This is a genomic window from Micromonospora sp. WMMD1120, from assembly GCF_029626235.1.
Lineage (GTDB): Bacteria > Actinomycetota > Actinomycetes > Mycobacteriales > Micromonosporaceae > Micromonospora.
This window is the reverse complement of record NZ_JARUBO010000005.1, coordinates 2,012,839-2,034,150: the sequence shown is the minus strand read 5'-3', so window position 1 is coordinate 2,034,150 and position 21,312 is coordinate 2,012,839. Positions and strand designations below refer to the sequence as shown.

17 protein-coding genes and 1 riboswitch are annotated in these 21,312 nt (G+C 71.4%); of the genes, 5 read left to right on the top strand and 12 right to left on the bottom strand.

The features are described 5' to 3' along the window. Positions 1-2: 2 nt before the first annotated feature. Positions 3-138: riboswitch (cyclic di-AMP (ydaO/yuaA leader) on the bottom strand. Positions 139-385: 247 nt separating this feature from the next. Continuing rightward, positions 386-2,356 (top strand): N-acetylmuramoyl-L-alanine amidase, encoded by a 1,971-nt coding sequence (locus O7634_RS09625; protein WP_278149786.1) that lies wholly within the window; start codon positions 386-388, stop codon positions 2,354-2,356. A 58-nt stretch (positions 2,357-2,414) separates the two neighbouring features. On the opposite strand, the gene O7634_RS09620 is transcribed toward O7634_RS09625, so the two are convergent. The 5 genes from O7634_RS09620 to O7634_RS09600 all read right to left on the bottom strand — a co-directional run bounded on the left by O7634_RS09620 (position 2,415) and on the right by O7634_RS09600 (position 8,684). After that, positions 2,415-3,428, bottom strand: a complete 1,014-nt coding sequence (locus O7634_RS09620) for a C40 family peptidase (protein WP_278149785.1) — start codon at positions 3,426-3,428, stop codon at positions 2,415-2,417. A gap of 166 nt (positions 3,429-3,594) precedes the next feature. Then, positions 3,595-4,596, bottom strand: a complete 1,002-nt coding sequence (locus tag O7634_RS09615) for a hemolysin family protein (RefSeq protein WP_278149784.1) — start codon at positions 4,594-4,596, stop codon at positions 3,595-3,597. Beyond that, on the bottom strand, positions 4,589-5,902 hold the full coding sequence (locus O7634_RS09610) for a hemolysin family protein (protein ID WP_278149783.1): 1,314 nt from the start codon (positions 5,900-5,902) through the stop codon (positions 4,589-4,591). The genes O7634_RS09615 and O7634_RS09610 overlap by 8 nt, the downstream gene beginning before the upstream one ends. Before the next feature lie 113 nt (positions 5,903-6,015). Then, positions 6,016-8,214, bottom strand: coding sequence for a (Fe-S)-binding protein (locus O7634_RS09605; protein ID WP_278149782.1), 2,199 nt, complete (start codon positions 8,212-8,214; stop codon positions 6,016-6,018). 206 nt (positions 8,215-8,420) lie between these two features. Next, positions 8,421-8,684, bottom strand: coding sequence for a cell division protein CrgA (locus O7634_RS09600; protein WP_278149781.1), 264 nt, complete (start codon positions 8,682-8,684; stop codon positions 8,421-8,423). 222 nt (positions 8,685-8,906) lie between these two features. Between O7634_RS09600 and O7634_RS09595 the strand changes: the two genes are divergently transcribed. From O7634_RS09595 to O7634_RS09580, 4 genes are read left to right on the top strand one after another with little or no spacing between them, the layout of a single operon-like run. Then, positions 8,907-9,707, top strand: a complete 801-nt coding sequence (locus tag O7634_RS09595; protein ID WP_278149780.1) for a DUF881 domain-containing protein — start codon at positions 8,907-8,909, stop codon at positions 9,705-9,707. Next, entirely contained in the window at positions 9,704-11,455 is a 1,752-nt protein-coding gene (locus O7634_RS09590) for a class E sortase (RefSeq protein ID WP_278149779.1), read from the top strand. The genes O7634_RS09595 and O7634_RS09590 overlap by 4 nt, the downstream gene beginning before the upstream one ends. A gap of 4 nt (positions 11,456-11,459) precedes the next feature. After that, positions 11,460-11,747 carry a hypothetical protein gene (locus tag O7634_RS09585; RefSeq protein ID WP_278149778.1) on the top strand — a complete coding sequence of 96 codons (288 nt, stop codon included), beginning with the start codon at positions 11,460-11,462 and terminating at the stop codon, positions 11,745-11,747. Positions 11,748-11,749: 2 nt separating this feature from the next. Continuing rightward, positions 11,750-12,400: an aminodeoxychorismate/anthranilate synthase component II gene (locus tag O7634_RS09580; RefSeq protein ID WP_278149777.1), complete on the top strand. Its 651-nt coding sequence runs from the start codon at positions 11,750-11,752 to the stop codon at positions 12,398-12,400. A 4-nt stretch (positions 12,401-12,404) separates the two neighbouring features. Here O7634_RS09580 and O7634_RS09575 read toward each other — a convergent pair whose 3' ends face one another. The 7 genes from O7634_RS09575 to O7634_RS09545 are packed head-to-tail and all read right to left on the bottom strand — an operon-like array spanning position 12,405 to position 21,311. Next, complete coding sequence (locus O7634_RS09575) at positions 12,405-13,100, bottom strand: ElyC/SanA/YdcF family protein (RefSeq protein WP_278149776.1); 696 nt, start codon at positions 13,098-13,100, stop codon at positions 12,405-12,407. A 12-nt stretch (positions 13,101-13,112) separates the two neighbouring features. Continuing rightward, complete coding sequence (gene pknB / locus O7634_RS09570; protein ID WP_278149775.1) at positions 13,113-14,933, bottom strand: Stk1 family PASTA domain-containing Ser/Thr kinase; 1,821 nt, start codon at positions 14,931-14,933, stop codon at positions 13,113-13,115. After that, positions 14,930-16,336, bottom strand: coding sequence for a protein kinase (locus O7634_RS09565; RefSeq protein WP_278149774.1), 1,407 nt, complete (start codon positions 16,334-16,336; stop codon positions 14,930-14,932). The genes pknB and O7634_RS09565 overlap by 4 nt, the downstream gene beginning before the upstream one ends. A 1-nt stretch (position 16,337) precedes the next feature. Next, entirely contained in the window at positions 16,338-17,843 is a 1,506-nt protein-coding gene (locus O7634_RS09560) for a penicillin-binding protein 2 (RefSeq protein ID WP_278149773.1), read from the bottom strand. Next, positions 17,840-19,330, bottom strand: coding sequence for an FtsW/RodA/SpoVE family cell cycle protein (locus O7634_RS09555; protein WP_278149772.1), 1,491 nt, complete (start codon positions 19,328-19,330; stop codon positions 17,840-17,842). The genes O7634_RS09560 and O7634_RS09555 overlap by 4 nt, the downstream gene beginning before the upstream one ends. Before the next feature lie 29 nt (positions 19,331-19,359). Beyond that, complete coding sequence (locus tag O7634_RS09550) at positions 19,360-20,829, bottom strand: protein phosphatase 2C domain-containing protein (protein WP_278149771.1); 1,470 nt, start codon at positions 20,827-20,829, stop codon at positions 19,360-19,362. Further along, positions 20,826-21,311, bottom strand: a complete 486-nt coding sequence (locus tag O7634_RS09545) for an FHA domain-containing protein (RefSeq protein WP_088986981.1) — start codon at positions 21,309-21,311, stop codon at positions 20,826-20,828. The genes O7634_RS09550 and O7634_RS09545 overlap by 4 nt, the downstream gene beginning before the upstream one ends. Position 21,312 lies beyond the last annotated feature (1 nt).

Here is a 21,312-nt window from a genome sequence, read left to right as displayed (position 1 = left end):
ACTCCTTCTTCCTGACCGCCTACCGGGTTAGCTGACGGGTTCGGGCGGGAAGTCGGCGCCCTACCGCAGTGGCTGCGGATTCACCCCGAGGGAGGTGGGTCCCCGGTTCGCTCGGAAACGACTCGGCGGTGTCGGTCCGTTACCACCCGGGCTGGGCGGAGCTGCTGTCGAGCCGACGAATGACCAGAGTAGAGACGCCCGTTACCGATCCGCAACCCGCGCGGCCGTGACACTCCGTACTGAATCGCAGCCGCCACCAACGGTGCGTGAAGGTTTTTTCCCGAACAGTTCGCCAAATAGAAAGGTATTGACGTACGGACCCACGCGGCGCGATGGTGACCTGACCCTGTCCGAGAATCTAGGGGGTTCGATGCACCATCCACCAGTGTCGACCCGGTCCCGCGCGCTGCTCGCCGTCGCCGTGGTCGCCGCCGCCAGCGCGGTGCCGCTGTCCACCGGCCCGGCGGCCGCCGCCACGCCCACCGCCGACCGCCAACAGCAGTACGCCGCCGCGTCGGCCGAGTACGGCGTGCCGACCGTCGTGCTGCTCGGCGTCTCCTACCTGGAATCACGCTGGGACAGCAACGCCGGCACGCCGAGCACCAGCGGCGGCTACGGCCCCATGCACCTCACCGACGCCCGGCACGTGGTGAGCCTGCCCCCGCGCGGCCACCACGACACCGACACCGAGGACCCACGCGGCGACGACTCCCGTCCCGCCCGCGTCCCCGCGCCCCGCTCGACGACCGACCCCGCGCCGTCCACCGCCGCGTTGCAGACCGTGGACACCGCCGCCACGCTGACCGGCGTCTCGCCCGACGCGCTGCGTACCGATCCGGCCCTCAACATCAGGGGTGGCGCCGCGCTGCTGCGGGCGTACCAACGGGAGGTCGGTGGGCCGATCGGCACGGACACCGACCCGGCCGCCTGGTACGGCGCGGTGGCCCGCTACTCCGGCGCGGACAGCGCCGACGCCGCCGCGGCCTTCGCCGACGAGGTCTTCACCACCATCGGCGCGGGCGAGTCCCGGGTGACCGACGACGGCCAGCGGGTCACCCTGGCGGCTCGCGCGGTGCGGCCCGACCGGTCCTGGTTGGACCGGCTGGGCCTGCGCCGTCTGGCCCGCCCGGACGGGCTGGAGTGCCCACGCACCATCTCCTGCGAGTGGATACCGGCGCCCTACGAGGCATTCGGCGACGGCGACTACGGCAACCACGACCTGTCCGACCGGCCCGCCCGGCAGAAGATCGAGTACATAGTCATCCACGACACCGAGGCGAGTTGGGCGACGACCCTCCAACTCGTCCAGGACCCGACCTACGTGAGCTGGCACTACTCGCTGCGCTCGGTCGACGGGCACATCGCCCAGCACGTGCGGACCAAGGACGTCGGCTGGCACGCCGGCAACTGGTACGTCAACGCCAAGTCGATCGGTCTGGAGCACGAGGGCTTCGCGGCGCAGGGCACCTGGTACACCGAGGCGATGTACCGCACGTCGGCGGAGCTGGTCCGGCACCTCGCGCTGCGGTTGGGCATCCCGCTGGACCGCCAGCACATCATCGGGCACGACAACGTGCCCGGCACCGTCGCGTCGACGGTACGCGGGATGCACTGGGACCCGGGGCCGTACTGGGACTGGACGCACTACTTCGACCTGCTGCACGCGCCCCGGCTGGACACCGGCACCCCGGCCACCGGACTGGTGCGGATCGACCCGGACTTCGCCACCAACCAGCCGGCGTTCACCGGCTGCGTCACCGCCGGTGCGCCCTGCCCGCCGCGCGGGTCCTCGGCGGTGGTGCTGCGGAGCGCACCCGCGCCGGACGCGCCGCTGGTCAACGACGTCGCGCTCCGCCCCGACGGCACACCGAACACGATGGAGGTGTCGGATCACGGGGCCCGCGCCTCCGCCGGGCAGACGTACGCGCTCGCCGGGCGGCAGGGCGACTGGACGGCGATCTGGTACCTCGGGCAGCGGGCCTGGTTCCACAACCCCGCGTCCGCGCCGACGGCGAGCTGGACCGTCGGCGTCGTGGCCACGCCGAAACCCGGAAAGGCCACCATCCCGGTGTACGGGCGGGCGTACCCCGAGCAGGCGGCGTACCCGGACGGGGTGCCCTACCAGACGATCTCGCCGTTGCAGTACACGCTCGCCGCCGGGCAGCGGTACGCCGTCGGCGCGGTGCTGGGCGGCGAGTACTACCGGGCCAGCACCGTCGACGGCTCGTCACCCGGCGACTGGACGGTGATCCGCGGCGAGAACCGGTACGCGCAGATCCAGTTCGGTCACCGGATCATGTACGTCGACCTCGCCGACGTACGGTTGTTGCCGTCCCCGGTGGGCGCACCACGCTGAGCGGACGCGACGGCCCCCGGTCGGGTGACCGGGGGCCGTCGTGCCGCGTGCTGTGGGATCAACCGGGTCTGCGGAACCCGGCGACCGGCATGGTGTTGATGCTGGACACCTGCACCGGTTTGCCGGCGCGGGGCGCGTGCACCATCTGGTTGTTACCCAGGTACAGCCCGACGTGACTCAGGCCGGAGTAGAAGAAGACCAGGTCACCGGGGCGGGCGTCGGCGCGCGAGACGGCCTTGCCCTCGTTCCACTGGTCACCGGTGTGGTGGGTGAGGTAGATCCCGGCCGACTTGTAGGCGTACTGGGTCAGCCCCGAGCAGTCGAACGAGTTCGGGCCGGTCGCGCCCCACACGTACGGATCGCCGACCTGCTGGCAGGCGGTCCTGATCGCCTTCTGGGCGGCCACGGCGAGCACACCGTTGATGGTCGGGCAGCCGGCGGTCCTGACCGTGGTCTTGGGCATCGATGCCTCGAGCTTCTTGATCTCGGCGTCGATCTGCTTCTTCTTGGCCGCGAGGTCGTTCTGCTGCTTCGTCTGGGTCGCGATGAGCGCGTCCAGCTTCTGCTTCTCGACGTCGTACTTGGCCCGCACGGCAAGCACGCCCTCGACCTGCTTGCGCTCCTGCGAGGCCAGCCGGTCGAGGAGGGTGAGCTGCTCGGTGAGGGTGTCCGGCTTGGCACTGACCAGCAGCGCGCCGAGCTCGTACGACGGGCCGGAGATGTAGTAGCGCGAGGCGAGGTCGCCGACCCGGTTGAGCGCCAGCTCGCTCTGCAACGCCAGCGGCTCGATCTTCTTCTGCAGGTCGGCAGACTTCTGCCGGTTGACCTTCAGCTGCGCCCGGACCTTGTTGTACTGCTCGATGGTGGGCTCCAACTGCTCCCACTTCTTGTCGATCTGCGCCTCGATCTCGTCGACCGTGGGCTCGGCGTGCGCCGGTGCGGCCAGCAGACCGGCGCCGACCGCGGCAGCGGCGATCAGGACGAGCACACGGTGGGCGACGCGGCGCAGACCACCGGACCGAGCAGAAGTATTCAGGTCGTGACGATGAGGGGGCATGGTTGCCACCGGCACCGACTCCTTTGCAACCGACCGCCGGGCGCCTCGCGTGCGGAAGGGCCGAGGCAGACGACCCACAGCGGTCGGTGCATCACATTAGGGAAGCGCGCAGCGGTAATCAAGGCGAGCACCGGAACCATCACTGTCGTGCAACCGCTTGCACACCAAGGGTATTGGTTCGTCAACCAACGATTGCGGTCAATACATCATCGAGTGTGACGACACCGAGAGGCCGCCGGCCGTCGCTGACCAGCACCATGTGCCGCCGCTCGCGCCGCATCGCCAGCAGCAGATCGGCGAGCGTACGCTCCGGCGGCACCACCGCCAGCGGGCGGTAGACCCGGGCCGGCACCGGGGACCGACGGGCCTGACCGGCGTACCCGAGCACGTCCTTGACGTGCACGAAGCCCAACACCCGGCGGGTGGATCTCTGCACCACGGGGAAGCGGGATCGGCCGGTCCGGGTCGCCAACACCTCCAACGACGCCGGTGAGACGTCCTCGGCCACCGTCACCACCGTCGACCACTGTTGCAGCGCGTCGGCCGCCGTCCGCGCGTGCAGGGCCAGCGCCCCCGTGATCCGCGCGTGCTGCTCCTCGTCGAGCAACCCCTCGGTACGCGCCTGGGAGACCAGCCCGGCCAACTCGGTGGCGGTGAACACCGTCTTGACCGACTCCGACGCCTCGATCCGCCAGAGCGCCAGCACGCGACGGGCCGCCCATTTCATCGCGAGCAACAACGGTTTGGTGGCCACGCAGAAGGCCAGCATCGCCGGGCCGAGCCAGAGCGCGGAGACCTCCGGACCGGCAAGCGTGATGTTCTTCGGCACCATTTCGCCGACCACCGTGTGCAGAAACACCACAAGGCCCAGGGCCAGGACGAAGGCCACCGGATGCACCGCGCGTTCCGGCAGGCCGACCGCGTGGAAGGGTGGCTCCAGCAGATGGGCCAGCGCCGGCTCGGCGATCGCGCCGAGGCCCAACGAGCAGATCGTGATGCCGAGCTGCGCCCCGGCGATCATCAGCGGGATCTGGTTCATCGCGGACAGCGCCCACCGGGCCCGCTTCGACGCGACGGCCAGCGGCTCGATCACCGTCCGGCGGGACGCGATGAGCGCGAACTCACTGCCCACGAAGAACCCGTTGCCGAGCAGCAGGAGCACTGTCACCAGCAGCTCAGCCATCGTCGTCCGGATCCGCCGGGCGCAGCACCCGGACCTGCTCGATCCGGTGCCGCTCCACCTCCACCACTGTGAACTCCCAACCGTCCGCCTCGACCGTCTCGCCCGCCAGCGGGATGTGCCCGAGCCGGGCCATCAGGAAGCCGGCAAGCGTCTCGTACGGCCCCTCGGGGAGCCGGAAACCGGTCTGCTCGGTCATCTCGTCGGAGCGGAGCATCCCGTCGACGAGCACCGTGCGTTCCCCGCCGGGCACGGTCAGCTCCGCCGGCCCGGTGTCGTCGACGCTCGCCGGGTCGAACTCGTCGGCGATCTCGCCGACCAACTCCTCGACCAGGTCCTCGATCGACACCACGCCGTCGGTGCCGCCGTACTCGTCGACGACGATGGCCAGATCGGCGCCCGCCGCCCTCAGTGCGGCCAGGACGCCGTCCAGGTTCAGGCTCTCCGGCACGTACACCGGCTCGCGGGCCACCGAGCAGACCCGGGTGGACGACCGGCGGGCCACCGGCACGCCCAGCGCGTCCGGCACGCCGGCCACGCCGGTCACCAGGTCCAGCGTCTCCTCGTACACCGGGAATCGGGTCCGCCCGGTGCGCCGGGACTCTTCGAGCAGCTCGGCCACGGTGGCCGTGGCCCGCAGCGCGACCACGTCCACCCGGGGCGTCATCGCCTCGGCGGCCCGCTTGTCGCCGAAGCGGATGGTGCGGCGCAGCAGCATCGCGGTGTCGGTGGGCAACGCGCCGGCGCGGGCCGAGATGGCAGCCAGCAGGCCCAACTCCTCCGGCGACCGGGCGCTTGCCAACTCCTCCTGCGGCTGCACACCGAACGCCCGGACCAACCGGTTCGCCGAGTCGTTCAGCGCGCGGATCACCCAACCGAGCAGCCGGGAGAAGGTGTGCATCGGACCCGCCGTGGCCAGCGCCGCCGGCATGGGCCGGGCCAGCGCGGCGTTCTTCGGCACGAGTTCCCCGAAGAGCATGGAGATCAGGGTCGCCAGGGCGAGCGCGAGGAACGGGGTGAAGCGGTCGGTGTCGTCCCCGGCCACCGGGCGCAGCAGCGGGGCGAACACCCGGGCCAGCGCCGGCTCCGCCAGATAACCGGTGAGCAGCGCGGTGATGGTGATGCCGAGCTGCGCCCCGGAGAGTTGGAAGGAGAGTTCCCGCAGCGCCCTGCGTACCGTCAGAGCGGCCTGGTCGCCGGCGGCGGCCCGCCGGTCGATCTCCGCGCGATCGACGGTGACCAGGGCGAACTCGGCCGCGACGAAGAACGCGTTGCCCGCGGTCAGCGCGACGAAGCCGACCAGGGGCAACGCCGTCGTCCAGAGTAGGCCGTCGATGTCGCCTCACCTCGGCGAGATTCTTGCACGACGGCGGCGGCCGGCAGGGACCGCCGCCGTCGATGCGCAGAACCCGGGTGTACGCCTCAGCCGACGACCGGCGTGGACTCCTTGCTGCTCTGCGGCTGCTCCGGCTTGACCGAGCGGAGCAGCACGCTGGCCACGTCGACCACCTCGACCTGCTCGCCGGCACCCTTGCCGTTGACCCCGTCGTTGAGCATTGTCGAGCAGAACGGGCAACCGACCGCGACCGTCTTCGCCCCGGTGGCCATGGCCTCCTCGACGCGGTCCACGTTGATCCGCTTGCCGATCTTCTCCTCCATCCACATCCGGGCGCCGCCGGCGCCGCAGCAGAAGGAGCGCTCGCTGTTGCGGGGCATCTCGGTGAGGTCGCCGGCGATGGCGTCACCGAGCACCTCGCGGGGAGCGGCGAAGACCCGGTTGTGCCGACCCAGGTAGCAGGGATCGTGGTAGGTGACGCCGCCGTCGACCGGCTGCACCGGCGTGAGCTTGCCGGTGGAGACCAGGTGGGCGAGCAGTTGGGTGTGGTGGACCACCTCGAACTCGCCACCGAGTTGGCCGTACTCGTTGCCCAGGGTGTTGAAGCAGTGCGGGCAGGTCGCGACGATCTTCCGCTTGCTCTTCTCCCGGCCGTCGAACGCCTCGTTCAGCGTCTCCACGTTCTGCTGGGCGAGCATCTGGAAGACGAACTCGTTGCCGATCCGCCGCGCCGGGTCGCCCGAGCAGGTCTCGCCCTCGCCCAGGATCGCGAACGAGACGCCCGCCTCGTTGAGCAGCGTGGCGACCGCGCGGGTGGTCTTCTTGGCCCGGTCCTCGAACGCACCGGCGCAACCGACCCAGAACAGGTACTCGAAGTCGTCCACCTCACCGACCCGGGGCACCTCGAAGTCGAGGCCCTTGGTCCAGTCCTCGCGGGTGTTCTGCGGCGCGCCCCACGGGTTGCCCTTGTTCTCCAGGTTGCGCAGCATCACGCCGGCCTCGGAGGGGAAGCTGGACTCGATCAGCACCTGGTAGCGGCGCATGTCGACGATGTGGTCGACGTGCTCGATGTCCACCGGGCACTGCTCGACGCAGGCGCCGCAGGTGGTGCAGGACCAGAGCACGTCCGGGTCGATCACGCCGCCCTCCTCGGCGGCGCCGATCAACGGCTTGTCCGCCTCGGCCAGGGCCAGCACGTCCAGGTGCGCGAGCTGCGCCTGGGTGGCCTTCTCCTCGCCGGTCAGGTCCTTGCCGCCGCCGGCCAGCAGGTAGGGCGCCTTGGCGTACGCGTGGTCGCGCAGGCTCAGCACGAGCAGCTTGGGTGAGAGCGGCTTGCCGGTGTTCCAGGCGGGGCACTGGGACTGGCAGCGACCGCACTCGGTGCAGGTGCTGAAGTCCAGCAGACCCTTCCAGCTGAACTGCTCGACGTGGGCGACGCCGAACTGGTCCTTCTCCGGGTCGGCCTCCTCGAAGTCGAGCGGCTTGCCCTGGCTCGTCATCGGGCGCAGCGCGCCGAGGCCGGAGCCCGCCGGTTTGGCCGGCTCGCGCTTGAAGAAGATGTTGGGGAACGCCAGGAAGCGGTGCCAGGCGACACCCATCGTGACATTCAGCGAGATGACGATCAGCCAGGTCATCGAGATGATGATCTTGACGGCCGCGGCGACGCTAACCCCGTCCTCCCAGTCGGGCAGCACCGCGCCGACCGCGTGGCTGAACGGGGTCGCCCAGAACGGGAACTCGAAGTGGTCGGTGGCGACCTTGAAGCCCCGGATCACGAACCCGAAGACCAGGACCAGCAGCACGATCCACTCGACGAAGTAGCCCTGCCACATCGTCGACCCGGTGAACCGGGACCGCCCACCCGGACGGGTCGGTCGGTTGGCGAGCCGGATCGCCATCAGCACCAGAATCCCGACCAGACCCAGCACCCCGATGATCTCGGTGACCAGACCGAAGATCGTCCAGTGCCCGATGACCGGCAGGCCGCCCTCGGTGGTGACCACCTCGAAGTACGCCTCGAGCACCAGCAACGACAGCACGACGAAGCCGACCATCACGAACCAGTGGGCGGCGCCCACCACGCCCCACTTGAACATCCGGGTGTGGCCGGCCGTCTCGACGAGCATGGCCCTGGTGCGGGCGATCTTGTCGGTGAACCGCTCCGGCGCGGGCTGGCCGAGCCGTATGACTGCCACCATCTTCAGGACCGCACGAGCCGCGAGCCACACCGCCACGGCGGTGATGGCGGCCGCGAGGATCGTGGTGACGATCTGGACGCTGCCCATCGAGTTGGCCTCCCCCGGTCTGCTACCTGACGACCACGTTCTGCTCGGTCATGCAGTGCAGCCTACGCGAAGGCTACCCATCAGTAACGTGAGTCATCTCGCAGTAGGCCACCCTGCCTGCGGACACCATAGGGGGACCCGGCCGGTCCCGCTGGACAGGGGCTCGGCGGGGTGACGTGGGACCGCCGACGCGACGGCCGGCCGGCTCAGCGCCAGCGCGAGAGCAACGCCAGCGAGGCGACCATCGCGCCGAAGCCGACAGCGAGGTTCCAATAACCCCACGCGGCGACCGGGAACTCCTGCTCAGACAGGTAGTAGACGACCAGCCAGCCGATCCCGGCGACGATCAGAGCGACAGCGGTGATCGGCAGCCACACCGGGCTAGGCTTGCGCGAGGACGCCGTCGTCGTCGGACGGACGTCCGTCGGCGGGGTGTACACCTTCTTCTTACGGACCTGAGACTTGGGCACGACGCTCTCCAGAGGGGGTGACGACCTCGTCCGGCCTGACAACCGGGCGCGGGGGCGACGGTCCATGGCCAATAATGTTCGACAGCTAGCGTAGTCCCGATTGACCGTCCGGACCACGAATGGGGTCAAGCCGGTGCGCGGAGTGACCGAAAGAGGCGGGACTGTTCGCATCACCGGCACAGCCGGAGCGGGCTGACCCCCGACACGCGGAAGGAACGCTCGGTGGAGTACACATCCGGCGCAACCTCCTGGCAGAAGGTCCTCCGACGGGCCGCCGCCGGGCTGCTGCCCCGGCGACCACGCCAACGCCGCCCGGGCTGGTCGATCGGGGTGCCCCTGATCGCCGCCGCGGCCGGACTGCTCTTCACCACCTCCGCCACCACCGCCGACGGCACCGCCCTGCGCGAGGATCGGCGGCCCCAGCTCAACCAGCTCATCGAGGACCGGCGCGAGCAGGTCGCCGCCAGCGAACGCCGGGCCGCCACGCTGCGCGGCGAGGTCGAGCAACGGACCGACACGCTCGCCGGCTCGGACGCGCCCATCAAGGAGCAGCAGAATCGCGCCCAGGGCAGCCTCCAGGCCGCCGGCTTCACAGCGCTCACCGGTCCCGGGGTCACCGTCGAGCTGAACGACGCCCCACAGCTGGAGCAGACCCAGTCGGACGCCAGCAACGACGACCTGGTCGTGCACCAGCAGGACGTCCAGGCGGTGGTCAACGCGCTCTGGGCCGGCGGCGCCGAGGCCATGTCAATCATGAACGTCCGCGTGCTCACCACCAGCGCGGTACGCTGCGTCGGTAACACCCTGCTGCTGCACGGCCGGGTGTACTCCCCACCGTTCAAGATCGTAGCAATCGGCGACCCCGCTGCCCTCCAGCAGGCCCTCGCCAGCTCTGAGGGAGTCCGGTTGTTCAAGGACGCGGTCGACGACTACCAGCTCGGCTACAACGAGACAGCCTCCACGGTGCGCGTGCCCGCATTCGAGGACTCGACCGCCCTGCGCTCCGCGACGGTGCCCCGGTGAGCGGGCCGGACGACCGCCGCGACGGGCGACACCGGAACCAGACCGACGAGCCGACGGTGTTCCTGCACAAGCTCGACCAGCCCGAGACGCCGCCCGCCGGACGACCGCCCGCCGGCAACTGGCCCGCCCCCGTGCCGCAGCCGCCGCGTACCGGTCCCGCGCCTCGTGCCGAGCAGCCGCCGCGTACCGGCCAGAGGGCTTCTGGCGAGCGTCCGCACGAGGGCCAGCCGGCGCGCCCCGGTGTCGGCCGAAACGGGCCCACGCAGGCCGCCGACCGTCCGGGCGCCCTCGCACCGCCTGCCTGGCCGGGCGCGGCGGCTCAGCGGCCGGGTCCGCAGGGCGGTTCCGCCGTCTCCGCCGGTCCCGCCACGGGTGCGCCGGCCACCACCCCGCCGAACCCGCCTCGACCCGCCGCGCCGTCGCCGGCCGCCAGCGGTAACGGCCCGCTCCGACCCGCTGCCCCGATAGCCCGGCCCGGCGCCCCCGACACCACCGCCCGGCCGCCTGCCACCTCCGTTCCCTCAGTCCAATCGCCCGCGTCGAGCGCCGAGTCGACCCAACCGCTGCCCCCCAACGCCCCGCCGAGCCGGTCGGTGACCGCCGGTCCGCCGGGCCGTCCGGCACCGGCCGGTGCCCCGACCGCCCCGGTCGCCGACTCGCCGACCGCGTTCATCCCGAAGGTGGCCGCCCGACCGACCGGCTCCCCGGCGACCCCGGTCTCGCCGGCCGCACCGGACGGAACTGCGACCTCCGGGCCGGGTGGCTCCGCCGCGACCGGGCCGAGCCGCGTCCCGCCGAGCGGCACCGGCCGCCTGCCGGCCGCCGAATCGGACCCGTCCGCCACGGCGCTGATCCCCGCAGTGTCCGGCACGCCTGCCAGCAGGCCGCCAGCGATGGACTCGACGGCGTTGATGGGGGCCGTCCCCCGGACGGCGGTCCCGGAGGAGCCGACCGGCGACAGCGCCAACGAGCCTCCCCAACCCCGGCGCGGCGAGCGGGTGGTCCAGCTCCGTCCACACCAGACCGGCGAGGGCTACAAGAGCGTCTACTCCGAACTCACCCGCCCGTCGCTCGGCTCGCGGATCCGCACCGGCGTGCGCGTCACCGGCGAGGTCCTGATCACCTTCGGCTTGGTGGTGCTGCTCTTCGCCGGCTACGAGGTGTGGGGCAAGTCGGCCATCGTCGACGCCCACCAGAACGACCTCACCAACGAGTTGGCGCAGGCGTGGGGTCCCACCGGCGACCCGACTGTCGTCCCGTCGGCCGGGCCGAGCGCCAAGCCGTCCCCGCCGGTCCGCGGCAAGCCGCTCGCCGGCCTCTACATCCCCAAGCTCGAGAAGAACTGGGTGGTGGTCGAGGGCGTCACGCAGGAGGACATCCGCTTCGCGCCGGGCCACTACCCGGCCAGCGCGCTACCCGGCCAGGTCGGCAACTTCTCCGTCGCCGGTCACCGCAACCGGGCCACCTTCTGGCGGCTCGACGAACTCGACGACGGCGACCCGATCGTGGTCGAGAGCAAGACCGACTGGTACGTCTACCGGGTGTCGCAGTCCCGGATCGTCCGGCCGACACAGGTCGAGGTGGTGGCACCGGTCCCCGGCCAGCCGGACAAGAAACCGACGAAGCGGATGCTCACGCTGACCACGTGCAATCCGAAGTTCGACAACTACCAGCGCCTGATCATCCACGCCGAGTTGGACCGCACCCAACCCAAGTCGGCGGGCCGTCCGGCGGAGCTGGGAGGCTGACCCGATGTACGCCTTCATCTGGCGCAAGCTGCCGTTCGGCCTGGCCGGCAAGCTGACCGGCTCGGTGCTGCTCGTGGCGGCGACGGTGGCTCTGCTGTGGTATGTCGCCTTCCCCTGGGCCGAGCCCCTGCTGCCCTTCGACGACGTGCAGGTCGAGTCCGGCGTACCCGCCGAGACCGGCGGCGGCGGTGACCCGGTGACCGGGGAGACCCCGGCCGGCGACGAGCACGACATCCCGTACGACACGGACCAGAACAATCCGGTGCCGTCCTCGTCCTCCCCGAGCAGGTGACAATGCGCATCCTGGTGATCGACAACTACGACTCGTTCGTCTTCAACCTGGTGCAATACCTGGGCCAACTCGGTGTGGACTGCGAGGTCCGCCGCAACGACGAGATCGACGTCGCCGGGGTGGGCGCTGTCGGCGCGGACGGCGTCCTGCTCTCACCCGGTCCGGGCAGCCCCGACCGGGCCGGCATCTGCCTCGACGTCATCCGGGAGTACGCGGGCAAGCTGCCCATCTTTGGCGTGTGCCTCGGCCACCAGGCGATCGGTGAGGCGTTCGGCGCGACGGTGGCCCGCGCCCCCGAGCTGCTGCACGGCAAGACGTCCGAGGTGCGGCACCAGTCGGTCGGTGTGCTCGCCGGCCTGCCTGACCCGTTCACCGCCACCCGCTACCACTCGCTCGCCGTGCTGCCCGAGACGCTGCCGGACGAGCTGGAGGTCACCGGGTGGACCGGCTCCGGCGTGGTGATGGCCATGCGGCACCGGACGCTGCCCATCGAGGGCGTCCAGTTCCACCCGGAGTCGGTGCTGACCGAGGGTGGCCACCTGATGCTGGCGAACTGGCTGGCCGGTTGCGGTCACCCGGAGGCGCTGGAGCGGGCACCGGCGCTGGCCGCCGAGGTCGACGCCCGCCGTCTGGCCGCCTTCGCCACCGCCTGAGGGGTCAGCTCCGCAGCGCCCGCTCGACGGCCGGGTCGGCGGGTGAGCGCACCGCCGGCGGGCGGCCACGGAGCGCGTCCCACGCCGCCTTGCTGCTGGCGAAGTAGTCCCGAACCGCCTTGCCGGCGAGCAGGACGGGCCCGCAGCCGTCACAGCGGGCGGCCACCCCGTCCACGTCGAGGCCGAGGTGCCGGCACAGCGTCACCGCCCGGGGCAGGTGGTAGGACTGGGTGACGATCAGCGCCCGCCGGACGCCGTACACCTCCCGCGCCCGTAGGCAACTGTCGTAGGTGTCCAGGCCGAACGGGTCGGCCACCACCCGGCGCGGCTCGACACCGAGTTCGGCGAGGTGGCTCGTCATCACCGCCGGCTCGTCGCCCGATGCGCCACCCCCGTCGCCGGACACCAGGACGACGGTGGCCCGCCCGCTCCGCACCAGCTCGGCGGCGGTCTCCAGCCGACCGGTCAGCCGGTCCCCGGGCCGCTGTCGATCAGGCGCGACGGCCGTGCCGAGGACGATCACCACATCGGCGGCCGGCGCGTCGGCCTCGTCGTGCAGGTGACCGCGCGCGGTGAGTGTCGTCCACAGCCACGGGAGGCTGGCGAGCAGCAGCACCGCGACGCCCGCGACAGCGAACCACCGGCGACGTCGACGCCACCATCGCACCGCCCCGGCCGGGGGCGCTGCCGGATCGGTCATCCCGGTCGTTGCCTATTCCTCGCCGGGCCGGCCCGGCGGGGGCGGGAACGGCAGACCGCCCCCACCACCGGTGCCGGGCGGGGTCGGGGTGCCCGAGGGGGTGCCGCTCGGCGTCGCGGTGGGCGTCGGGTCGGTCTCCGGCTCCGGCTGACTCACCTTGATGGTGACCCTGGTGCCGCTGGGCTTCTTCTCCTTGCCGTTCGGGCTCTGGTCGGTGACCTTTCCCGCCTCGGCGGCGGGCACCTCCGGCCCGTCCTGCGTTACGACGGTGAAGCCGGCGTTCCGCAGGACGCGGGTGGCCTCGTCCTGGCTCAGCCCGACGACGTCCGGCACCTCACGGACCTTGCCGTTGGAGACGGTGAGCTTCACCTGAGTGCCCTCGGGGACGCGCTCCCCCTCCGCCGGATCGACGCTGAGGACCTCGTCCTCGCTCGCCTCGTCGTCCACCGTCTTGATCTCGTACTTCAGTTTCGCCTCGGTGAGCCGGGCGATGGCACTCTCCCGCTTGCTGCCCTTCAGCCCGGCGGGAACGGCCACCTCGGGCTTGCCGCCACAGACCTGGATGGTGACAGTGCGGTCCTTCTCCAGCCGGGTCGCCGGAGCCGGGTCCTGCCTGACGACAGTGTCCTTCGTGCAGTCACTGGTCAGAACGGCCTCACCCACCTGCGGGGCGAACCCGGCGGCCTGGATCTCGGTGATCGCTGCGGCCTGGCTCTTGCCGGTCAGGGTGGGCACGGCTTTCAGGTCCTTGTCCTGCTGCTGGCTCCAGAGCAGGGCCGCGACCAGCGCGATCACCGCCAACACGCCGACCGCGCTGAACGTCGCGATCAGCCAGGAGGACGCCTTGCGCTGCCGTGGGTCGCCGACCCGGGCGGGGATCTGCCCGGTCTGCGGCCCACGGGAAGGTGCCGGGTAACCGCCTCCGGCGCCGGCCGGGGCCATCGCCACCGTCTCCGCCTCGCGCAGCACCGGCGTGGCCAGCACAGGCCGGCCGGCGGCGGCGCGGAGCAGGTCGGCACGCATCTCGCCGGCGCTCTGGTAACGGTTGAGCGGGTTCTTCGACAGCGCCTTGAGCACGATCGCGTCGACGGCGGGGGTGACGTCCGGGTTGATGTCGCTCGGGGTCGGGGGCGTCTCCCGTACGTGCTGGTAGGCCACGCTCACCGGGCTGTCCCCGACGAACGGCGGGTGCCCGCAGACCAGCTCGAAGAGCACACAGCCGGCCGCGTACACGTCGGAGCGGGCGTCGACCGCCTCGCCGCGGGCCTGCTCCGGCGAGAGGTACTGCGCCGTGCCGATCACCGCGCTGGTCTGCGTCATGGTGGTCGCACCGCTGGCCAGCGCGCGGGCGATGCCGAAGTCCATCACCTTGACCTGGCCGGTCTGGGTGAGCATCACGTTGCCGGGCTTGATGTCCCGGTGGATGATGCCGTGCCGGTGACTGAACTCCAGGGCGGCGCACATGTCGGCGCAGATCTCCAGCGCACGGCGCGGCTGCAGCCGGCCCTCGGCGCCGAGCACCTCCTTGAGCGTCCGCCCGTTCACGAACTCCATCACGATGAACGGCAGTGTCTCGCCGGTCGGCGCGGTCTCCTCGCCGGTGTCGTAGACCGCCACGATCGCCGGATGGTTGAGCGAGGCGGCGTTCTGCGCCTCCCGGCGGAACCGCATCTGGAACGTCGCGTCCCGGGCGAGGTCGGTGCGGAGCATCTTGATCGCGACATCCCGACCGAGCCGGAGATCGCGACCGCGGTGCACCTCGGCCATGCCGCCGTAGCCGAGCAGCTCGCCGACCTGGTACCTGCCACCGAGCAGGCGGGCCTGCGCTGTCATCGCGTCTGTCGTCCTTCGCTCGTCGTCGTCCCGCCGTCGCCGGGCTGGAGTCGCATCTCCCGACGGTACGACGTCCAGGTGGAATCGTCGCGCCCGTCGGGTCGCAGCGCGCCGGACGTCACTGTGCGTGGTGCCAGACCGGCTGCCGCGCCGGCCTGCGACTGCTTTCGCAGGTTGTAGGAAATCACGCCGGAGCACACGAGGACCAGCACTGCCAACAGGATGGCGAGGAGCACCATTCCGGGCCGGGACCGCTGGGGCTCGGGGGCCGGCGCTCCCGGACCGGCCGGTCGGGCGTACGCCGGGGGGTGGTCCTGTCGGGGCGGCCCGGACGGCACCGCAGCGGCACCTCGCGGGTAACCACCCGGGGCGGCCGGCGGGCGCCCCGCCTGCACCACCGGAGCGACGGTGGTGGGGCGTGGCTGCTGAACCGGTGCGACAGCGGTCGGCCTCGGCCCGACCGCCGGTGGGTGGGCGGCGGGCGGACGCATCTGGCGCGGCTGCGGCACCTGGGCCCGACCGGGCGCGGCGGGTGAGGCAGGCGCCGCCGAGACCGGTCCGGCGTTGCCGGTGCGGGCCTGCTGGGAGAGCGCGGCCTTGAGCTGCCGGGCGGCACCCGCCAGCGCGGCGGCGCTCGGCCAGCGGGCGGCCGGGTCCTTCGCCAACGCCCGCTCCACGAGCGCGCGCACCTGCGGGGGGATGTCGGCGGGCAGCGGTCGGGGGGTCTCCCGGACGTGCCGCATCGCGATGTCCAGCGGGTTGTCACCCTCGAACGGCCGCCGACCGGCCAGGCACTGGTACGCCACCACGCCGAGGGCGTACACGTCGGATGCCGGAGTGGCCACCCCACCGGTGGCCTGCTCGGGCGAGATGTAGGAGGCGGTGCCGAGCACCGAGCCGGCGGCGGTGAGCTGACCGACCAGGTCGGAGCGGGCGATACCGAAGTCGGTGAGCACCAGCGTGCCGTTCGGTCGGACCAGCAGGTTGCCCGGCTTCACGTCGCGGTGCACGATGCCCTTCGCGTGCGCGGCGTGCAGCGCGTCGGCGGCCTGCGCGACGAGGGCCATCGTCCGGGCCGGGGTGAGTCGACCGACCCGACTGAGGGTGGACGACAGGGCGTCACCCTCGATGTACTCCATGACCAGGAAGGCGATCTGCTGGTCGTTGCCGAAGTCGTAGACGTCCACCACGCCCGGGTGGTTGATGGTGGCCATGGTGCGGGCCTCGCCGCGGAACCGCTCGCCGAAGTCCGGGTCGTCGAGCAACGCCGGGAGCAGGCTCTTCACCGCGACCGTCCGGCCGAGCACCTGGTCGGTGCCGCGCCAGACGTCGCCCATGCCGCCGCTGGCGATCCGCTCGTCGAGACGGTAGCGGTTGCCGAGCTGGACGCCGGGGCTGAGCATGTCAGCGACCCCCCGGATCGGCGATGGCGGCCCGCATGATCTGGCCGGCGATCCGGGCCGCCTCGGCGCTGCCGCCGGGACCGGCCTGCTCCAGCATGACGCAGACCGCGGAGACCGGGGTGCCGTTCTTGTCCAGCGCGAAGCCGATGAACCAGCCGTGGTCCGGCCGGTCCGGAGCGGACTGGGCGGTGCCGGTCTTGCCGCCGACCGTGTAGCCGCTGATCGCGGCCTTCCGGCCGGTGCCGTTCTGGACCACGCTGACCATCATGTCCCGCAGGTCGCCGGCGACCTGCGCGCTGACCGGCTGGCGCAGCTCCCGGGCCTTGGCGGTGTAGTAGCTGGTCGTCCGGTCCGGGGCGAGCAACTGCCGGACCAGGTACGGCCGCATCTGACTGCCGTTGTGGGCGATCGCGCCGGCGATCATCGCGCCCTCCAGCGGCGTCATCCGGACGTTGTTCTGGCCGATCGAGGACTGGGCCAGCGCGGCCGGATCGGTGCTGCCGTCCGGGTTCTGCATGTCGCCGGTCCGGCTGGCCGCCGTGGGCAGCCCGTCCTCGCCGAGTTGGCCGACGGTGAGGTCGTCCTGCTCGAAGCCGAACTGCCGGGCCTTCTCCTTGATGGTGTCGGCGCCGAGGCGTACGCCGAGCTGGGCGAAACCGGTGTTGCACGACTCGGTCACCGCGCTCAGCAGGGTGACCTGCGATTCCGGGCAGATCGACGCGGCGGCGTTGCGGATCGGGCTGCCCGAGGTGGGCGGGGTGTAGCTGGGGCCGGCCGGGATCTGGGTCGACTTGGTGACGCCGTTCTCCAGCGCCGCCGCCGCCACGACGATCTTGAAGGTGGAGCCGGGCGGCAGCGTCTCGGAGAGCGCCCGGTTCTTCAGCGGGCCCTCCGGGTCCTGCTCCAGCTTGCTGTACGCGGCCGCCGCCTCGGTGCCGTTGTGACTGGCCAGCGGGTTCGGGTCGAAGCTGGGCATGGACACCAACGCCTGCACCGCCCCGGTACGCGGGTCGATGGCGATCGCCGCGCCCCGCTTCGCGCCCACCTCGTTGTTGCGCAGCTGGTCGTACGCCACGTCCTGGGCACGCTTGGAGAGCGTGAGCAGCACGTTGCCGCCACCGGTGTCGTCGCCGGTGAACATGTCCTTCAACCGGTCGCCGATGAGCTGGTCGCTGGTGCCGGCCAGGAAGTCGTTCTCCACCCGCTCGATGCCCTGGTCCGCCAGGTTGACCGGCTTGTAGCCGAGCACGTGGGCGTACTTGGCGCCGCCGGGATAGGTGCGCAGGAACTTCAGGTTGCCGGTGGTCTCCTTGCTGGTGGCCAGGGCCGTGCCGCCGGCCTCGATGTTGCCGCGCTTGCGGTCGTACTCGGCGACCTGGACCCGACCGTTGTAGTCGCTCGTCCGATATTCGTCGGCCTTGTACGCCTGGATCCAGTTGAGGTTGGCGAAGAGCAGGCCGAACAGGACCATGACGACGACGCCGACCCGGCGCAGTGGTGCGTTCACGGCTTGATCACCTCCGTGGGGGCACCGTGCAACTGCTCAGGCTGGCCACCGCTGGGCCGGACCGCCTTGCCGCCGCCTCCGGTCACCGGCCGGCGGGCGCCGTCGGAGACCCGCAACAGCACCGCGATCAGCAACCAGTTGGCCATCAGCGACGACCCACCGGCGGAGAGGAACGGCGTGGTCTGACCGGTCAGCGGGATGAGCTTGCTGATCCCGCCGACGATCACGAAGACCTGAAGGCCCAGGGTGAAGGCCAGACCGCCGGCGAGCAGCTTGCCGAACGAGTCCCGCACCGCGAGCGCGGCGCGCAGCCCGCGCTCCACGATCAGCAGGTAGACGACGAGCAGCGCGGAGAGGCCGAAGAGGCCGATCTCCTCGCCGATACCGGCGAAGATGAAGTCGTTCTGCACCTCGGGCAGGATCTCCGGCTGACCACCGCCGGGACCCGCGCCGAAGAGGCCGCCAGTGCCCAGCGCGAGCAGGCCCTGCACGAGCTGGTAGCCCTTGTTGGTCGGGTCGGCGAACGGGTCGAGCCAGATCTCCGCCCGCAGGTAGAAGTTGGCGAACGGGCCGCCGACCGTCGAGCCGAGGACGTAGGCGAGGTACGCGCCGCCGAAGAAGAGCACCAGGCCGATCAGCAACCAGCTGACCCGTTCGGTGGCGATGTAGAGCGTCACCACGAACATGCCGAAGTAGAGCAGCGACGTGCCCAGGTCCTTCTCGAAGACCAGCACCAGGACGCTGATCAGCCAGACGCCGACCACCGGGCCGAGGTCGCGGCCACGCGGGAAGTCGATGCCGAGGAAGCGTCGGCTGGCCAGCGACAGCACCTCGCGCTTACGCACCAGGTAGTAGGCGAAGAAGACCAGCAGCGCCAACTTGGCGAACTCGCCTGGCTGGATGGAGAAACTGCCCACCCGGACCCACAGCTTCGCGCCGTTGATCTCGGAGATGCTCGACGGCAGCACCGCCGGGATCATCACCAGCACGATACCGGCCAACCCCAGGGTGTACGCGTACCGCGAGATCGAGCGGTGGTCGCGCATGATGGCGAGCAGGCCGGCGGCGAGGATCACCGCACCGAGCGTCCAGGCCAACTGACGCCCGCCCTGCCCCGCGAAGACGGCCAGGCTCTCCCGATCGGCCACCGGGGCCTCGCCCAGGTCGATGCGGCGCAGGAAGCCCACCCCGAGCCCGTTGAGCAGGGCCACCGCCGGCAGCAGGGCCGGGTCGGCGAACGGCGCGAGGAATCGGATCACCAGGTGCAGACCGAGGAAGACCGCGCCGAGCGCGGCGGCGGGCATCCAGAAGTCCGGGGTGACAGTGTCCAGCAGGTTCGCCTCGACGGTCGCCCCGTAGGCGGCCACCAACACCATCGCGAGCAGCAGCAGGGACAGCTCGGCGTTGCGGCGCGACCGCGCCAGGCGTACGCCGGACTGCTCGCCCGCGGTGGCGGGCGAGGATGCCGGTGTGGCCGCTACGGTCACGGGTGAGTCCTCAGGATCTCAGCCGACGCTCACTCGGGAGACCGGCAACCGGCCGGGTCGAGCGCCGGCGGGGCCGAGTCGGAGGGCGAGACGTCGGGTGTGGTGGTCGAGCCGTTGGCACCGACCGGGGTGGAGGCACCGACGGTCGGGCTGCCGCTGACGACCCCGTTGGGCGTCGGCGTCGCCGGGCCACTCGGGCTGCCGTTCGGGGTCGGAGTGGCGCCGACCGGCGGCGGCGTGGGCGTGCCGCCCACCGTGGCGTTCGGGTCGCTCGGGCAGAGCGGCTTCAGGTTGGGGTTGTTCGGCGTGTCGCTGGTCAGCTCCGCGAGCTGCCGCTCGGCGTCCGGCTCGCTCTTGGCCCGGATGCCGACCTTGACGGTGTCCTGCGCGGCGACGGTGAGGTCCTCCAGTCGGGTGCCGCTGCGACGGTGCACGCTGGAGAGGTCCATCCCGGCGATCTGACCCTGGACACCACGGAAGACGGCGATCTGGCCCTCGTCGGTGGCGCCCACGTAGTACTGCCGCTGGGTGTACGTCCAGCCGCCGAAGGCCGCACCACCGACGATGACCAGCAGGGCCAGCGCCATGGCGGCGGTCCGTACCGGACGGCGCTTCGGCCGCTCCGGGTCGTCGTCCGACGCCGTCGGCTCCTCGGGCGCGGCCGGACGCGGCGCGGAGAGCGCCGAGGCCCGGGCGGCCGGGGTCGAGTCGTCGGCGGAGGTCGCCATGCCCCGGTCGCGGGCGGCGGCGCCGCCGACGATCGGGCTCGCCTCGACGATGTCCTGGTCCGTCGCGTCGGCGATGATCACGGTGATGTTGTCCGGACCGCCGCCACGCAGCGCGAGCTGCACCAGCCGCTCGACGCACTGCTGCGGGTCGGCGTACTCCCGCATGGTGTCGCCGATGGTCTCGGCGCTGACCACGCCGGAGAGACCGTCGCTACAGATCAGGTACCGGTCACCGGGCAGGACCTGCCGCACCGAGTATTCCGGGTCGATGTCCCGACCGTCGAGCGCACGGGTGAGCAGCGACCGCTGCGGGTGGCTGCTCGCCTCCTCGGCGCTGATGCGGCCCTCGTCGACGAGCATCTGGACGTACGTGTCGTCCTTGGTGATCTGCGCGAACTCGCCGTTGCGCAGCAGATAGGCCCGGGAGTCGCCGATGTGGACCATGCCCAGCTTGCTGCCGGTGAAGAGGGTGGCCGTCAGCGTGGTCCCCATCCCCTCCAACTGAGGGTTGGCGTCCACCGTGTCACGGAGTTGTTGGTTGGCGGTGCCCACTGCCGAACGCAACGCGTCGACGAGGGCGTCCCCCGGGACGTCCTCGTCGAGCGGCGCCATGGCACCGATGACGATGTTGCTGGCGACGTCACCGGCGGCCATACCGCCCATGCCGTCGGCAACGGCGAGTAACCGCGGCCCGGCGTAGACGGAGTCTTGATTGCCGTCTCGGATCAGACCGCGGTCGCTGTGGGCCGCATAGCGCAGGGTCAGAGTCATGGCCGTAATTCGAGGGAAGTGCGGCCGATCCGGATCGGCACGCCGAGGGGGACGGGGGTTGGTCCGGTGACCTTAGCGCGATCGAGGTACGTGCCGTTAGTCGAGCCGAGATCCTCGACGTACCACTGCCCGTCGCGCGGCACGAGCCGGGCGTGTCGCGCGGAGGCGTAGTCGTCGGTGATGACCAGGGTGGAGTCCTCAGCCCGACCGATGGTGATCTGCGCTTCACCGAGAGTGATCCTGGTGCCGGCCAGCTGACCCGCTGTCACCACCAGTTGGTGCGCCGCCCTGCCCCGCTTCACCTTCGCCGGCTTGGCCGCCTGCCCCGTCGAGGCGCCCACCGCGCGCGGCGCGGCCACCAGGCGACCGGACCGGGCGCCCGCGAAGAGATCCCGGCGGATCACACCGACCACCGTGAACACGAAGATCCACAGGAGGATCAGGAACCCGAACCGGGCGACGGTGATGACCAGCTCCGGCAAG

Coding starts and splice junctions, on each gene's coding strand:
- O7634_RS09615 (WP_278149784.1), bottom strand. CDS start 4,596: ATGGCTGAGCTGCTGGTGACAGTGCTCCTGCTGCTCGGCAACGGGTTC.
- O7634_RS09605 (WP_278149782.1), bottom strand. CDS start 8,214: ATGGGCAGCGTCCAGATCGTCACCACGATCCTCGCGGCCGCCATCACC.
- O7634_RS09585 (WP_278149778.1), top strand. CDS start 11,460: ATGTACGCCTTCATCTGGCGCAAGCTGCCGTTCGGCCTGGCCGGCAAG.
- O7634_RS09580 (WP_278149777.1), top strand. CDS start 11,750: ATGCGCATCCTGGTGATCGACAACTACGACTCGTTCGTCTTCAACCTG.
- O7634_RS09575 (WP_278149776.1), bottom strand. CDS start 13,100: ATGACCGATCCGGCAGCGCCCCCGGCCGGGGCGGTGCGATGGTGGCGT.
- pknB (WP_278149775.1), bottom strand. CDS start 14,933: ATGACAGCGCAGGCCCGCCTGCTCGGTGGCAGGTACCAGGTCGGCGAG.
- O7634_RS09565 (WP_278149774.1), bottom strand. CDS start 16,336: ATGCTCAGCCCCGGCGTCCAGCTCGGCAACCGCTACCGTCTCGACGAG.
- O7634_RS09550 (WP_278149771.1), bottom strand. CDS start 20,829: ATGACTCTGACCCTGCGCTATGCGGCCCACAGCGACCGCGGTCTGATC.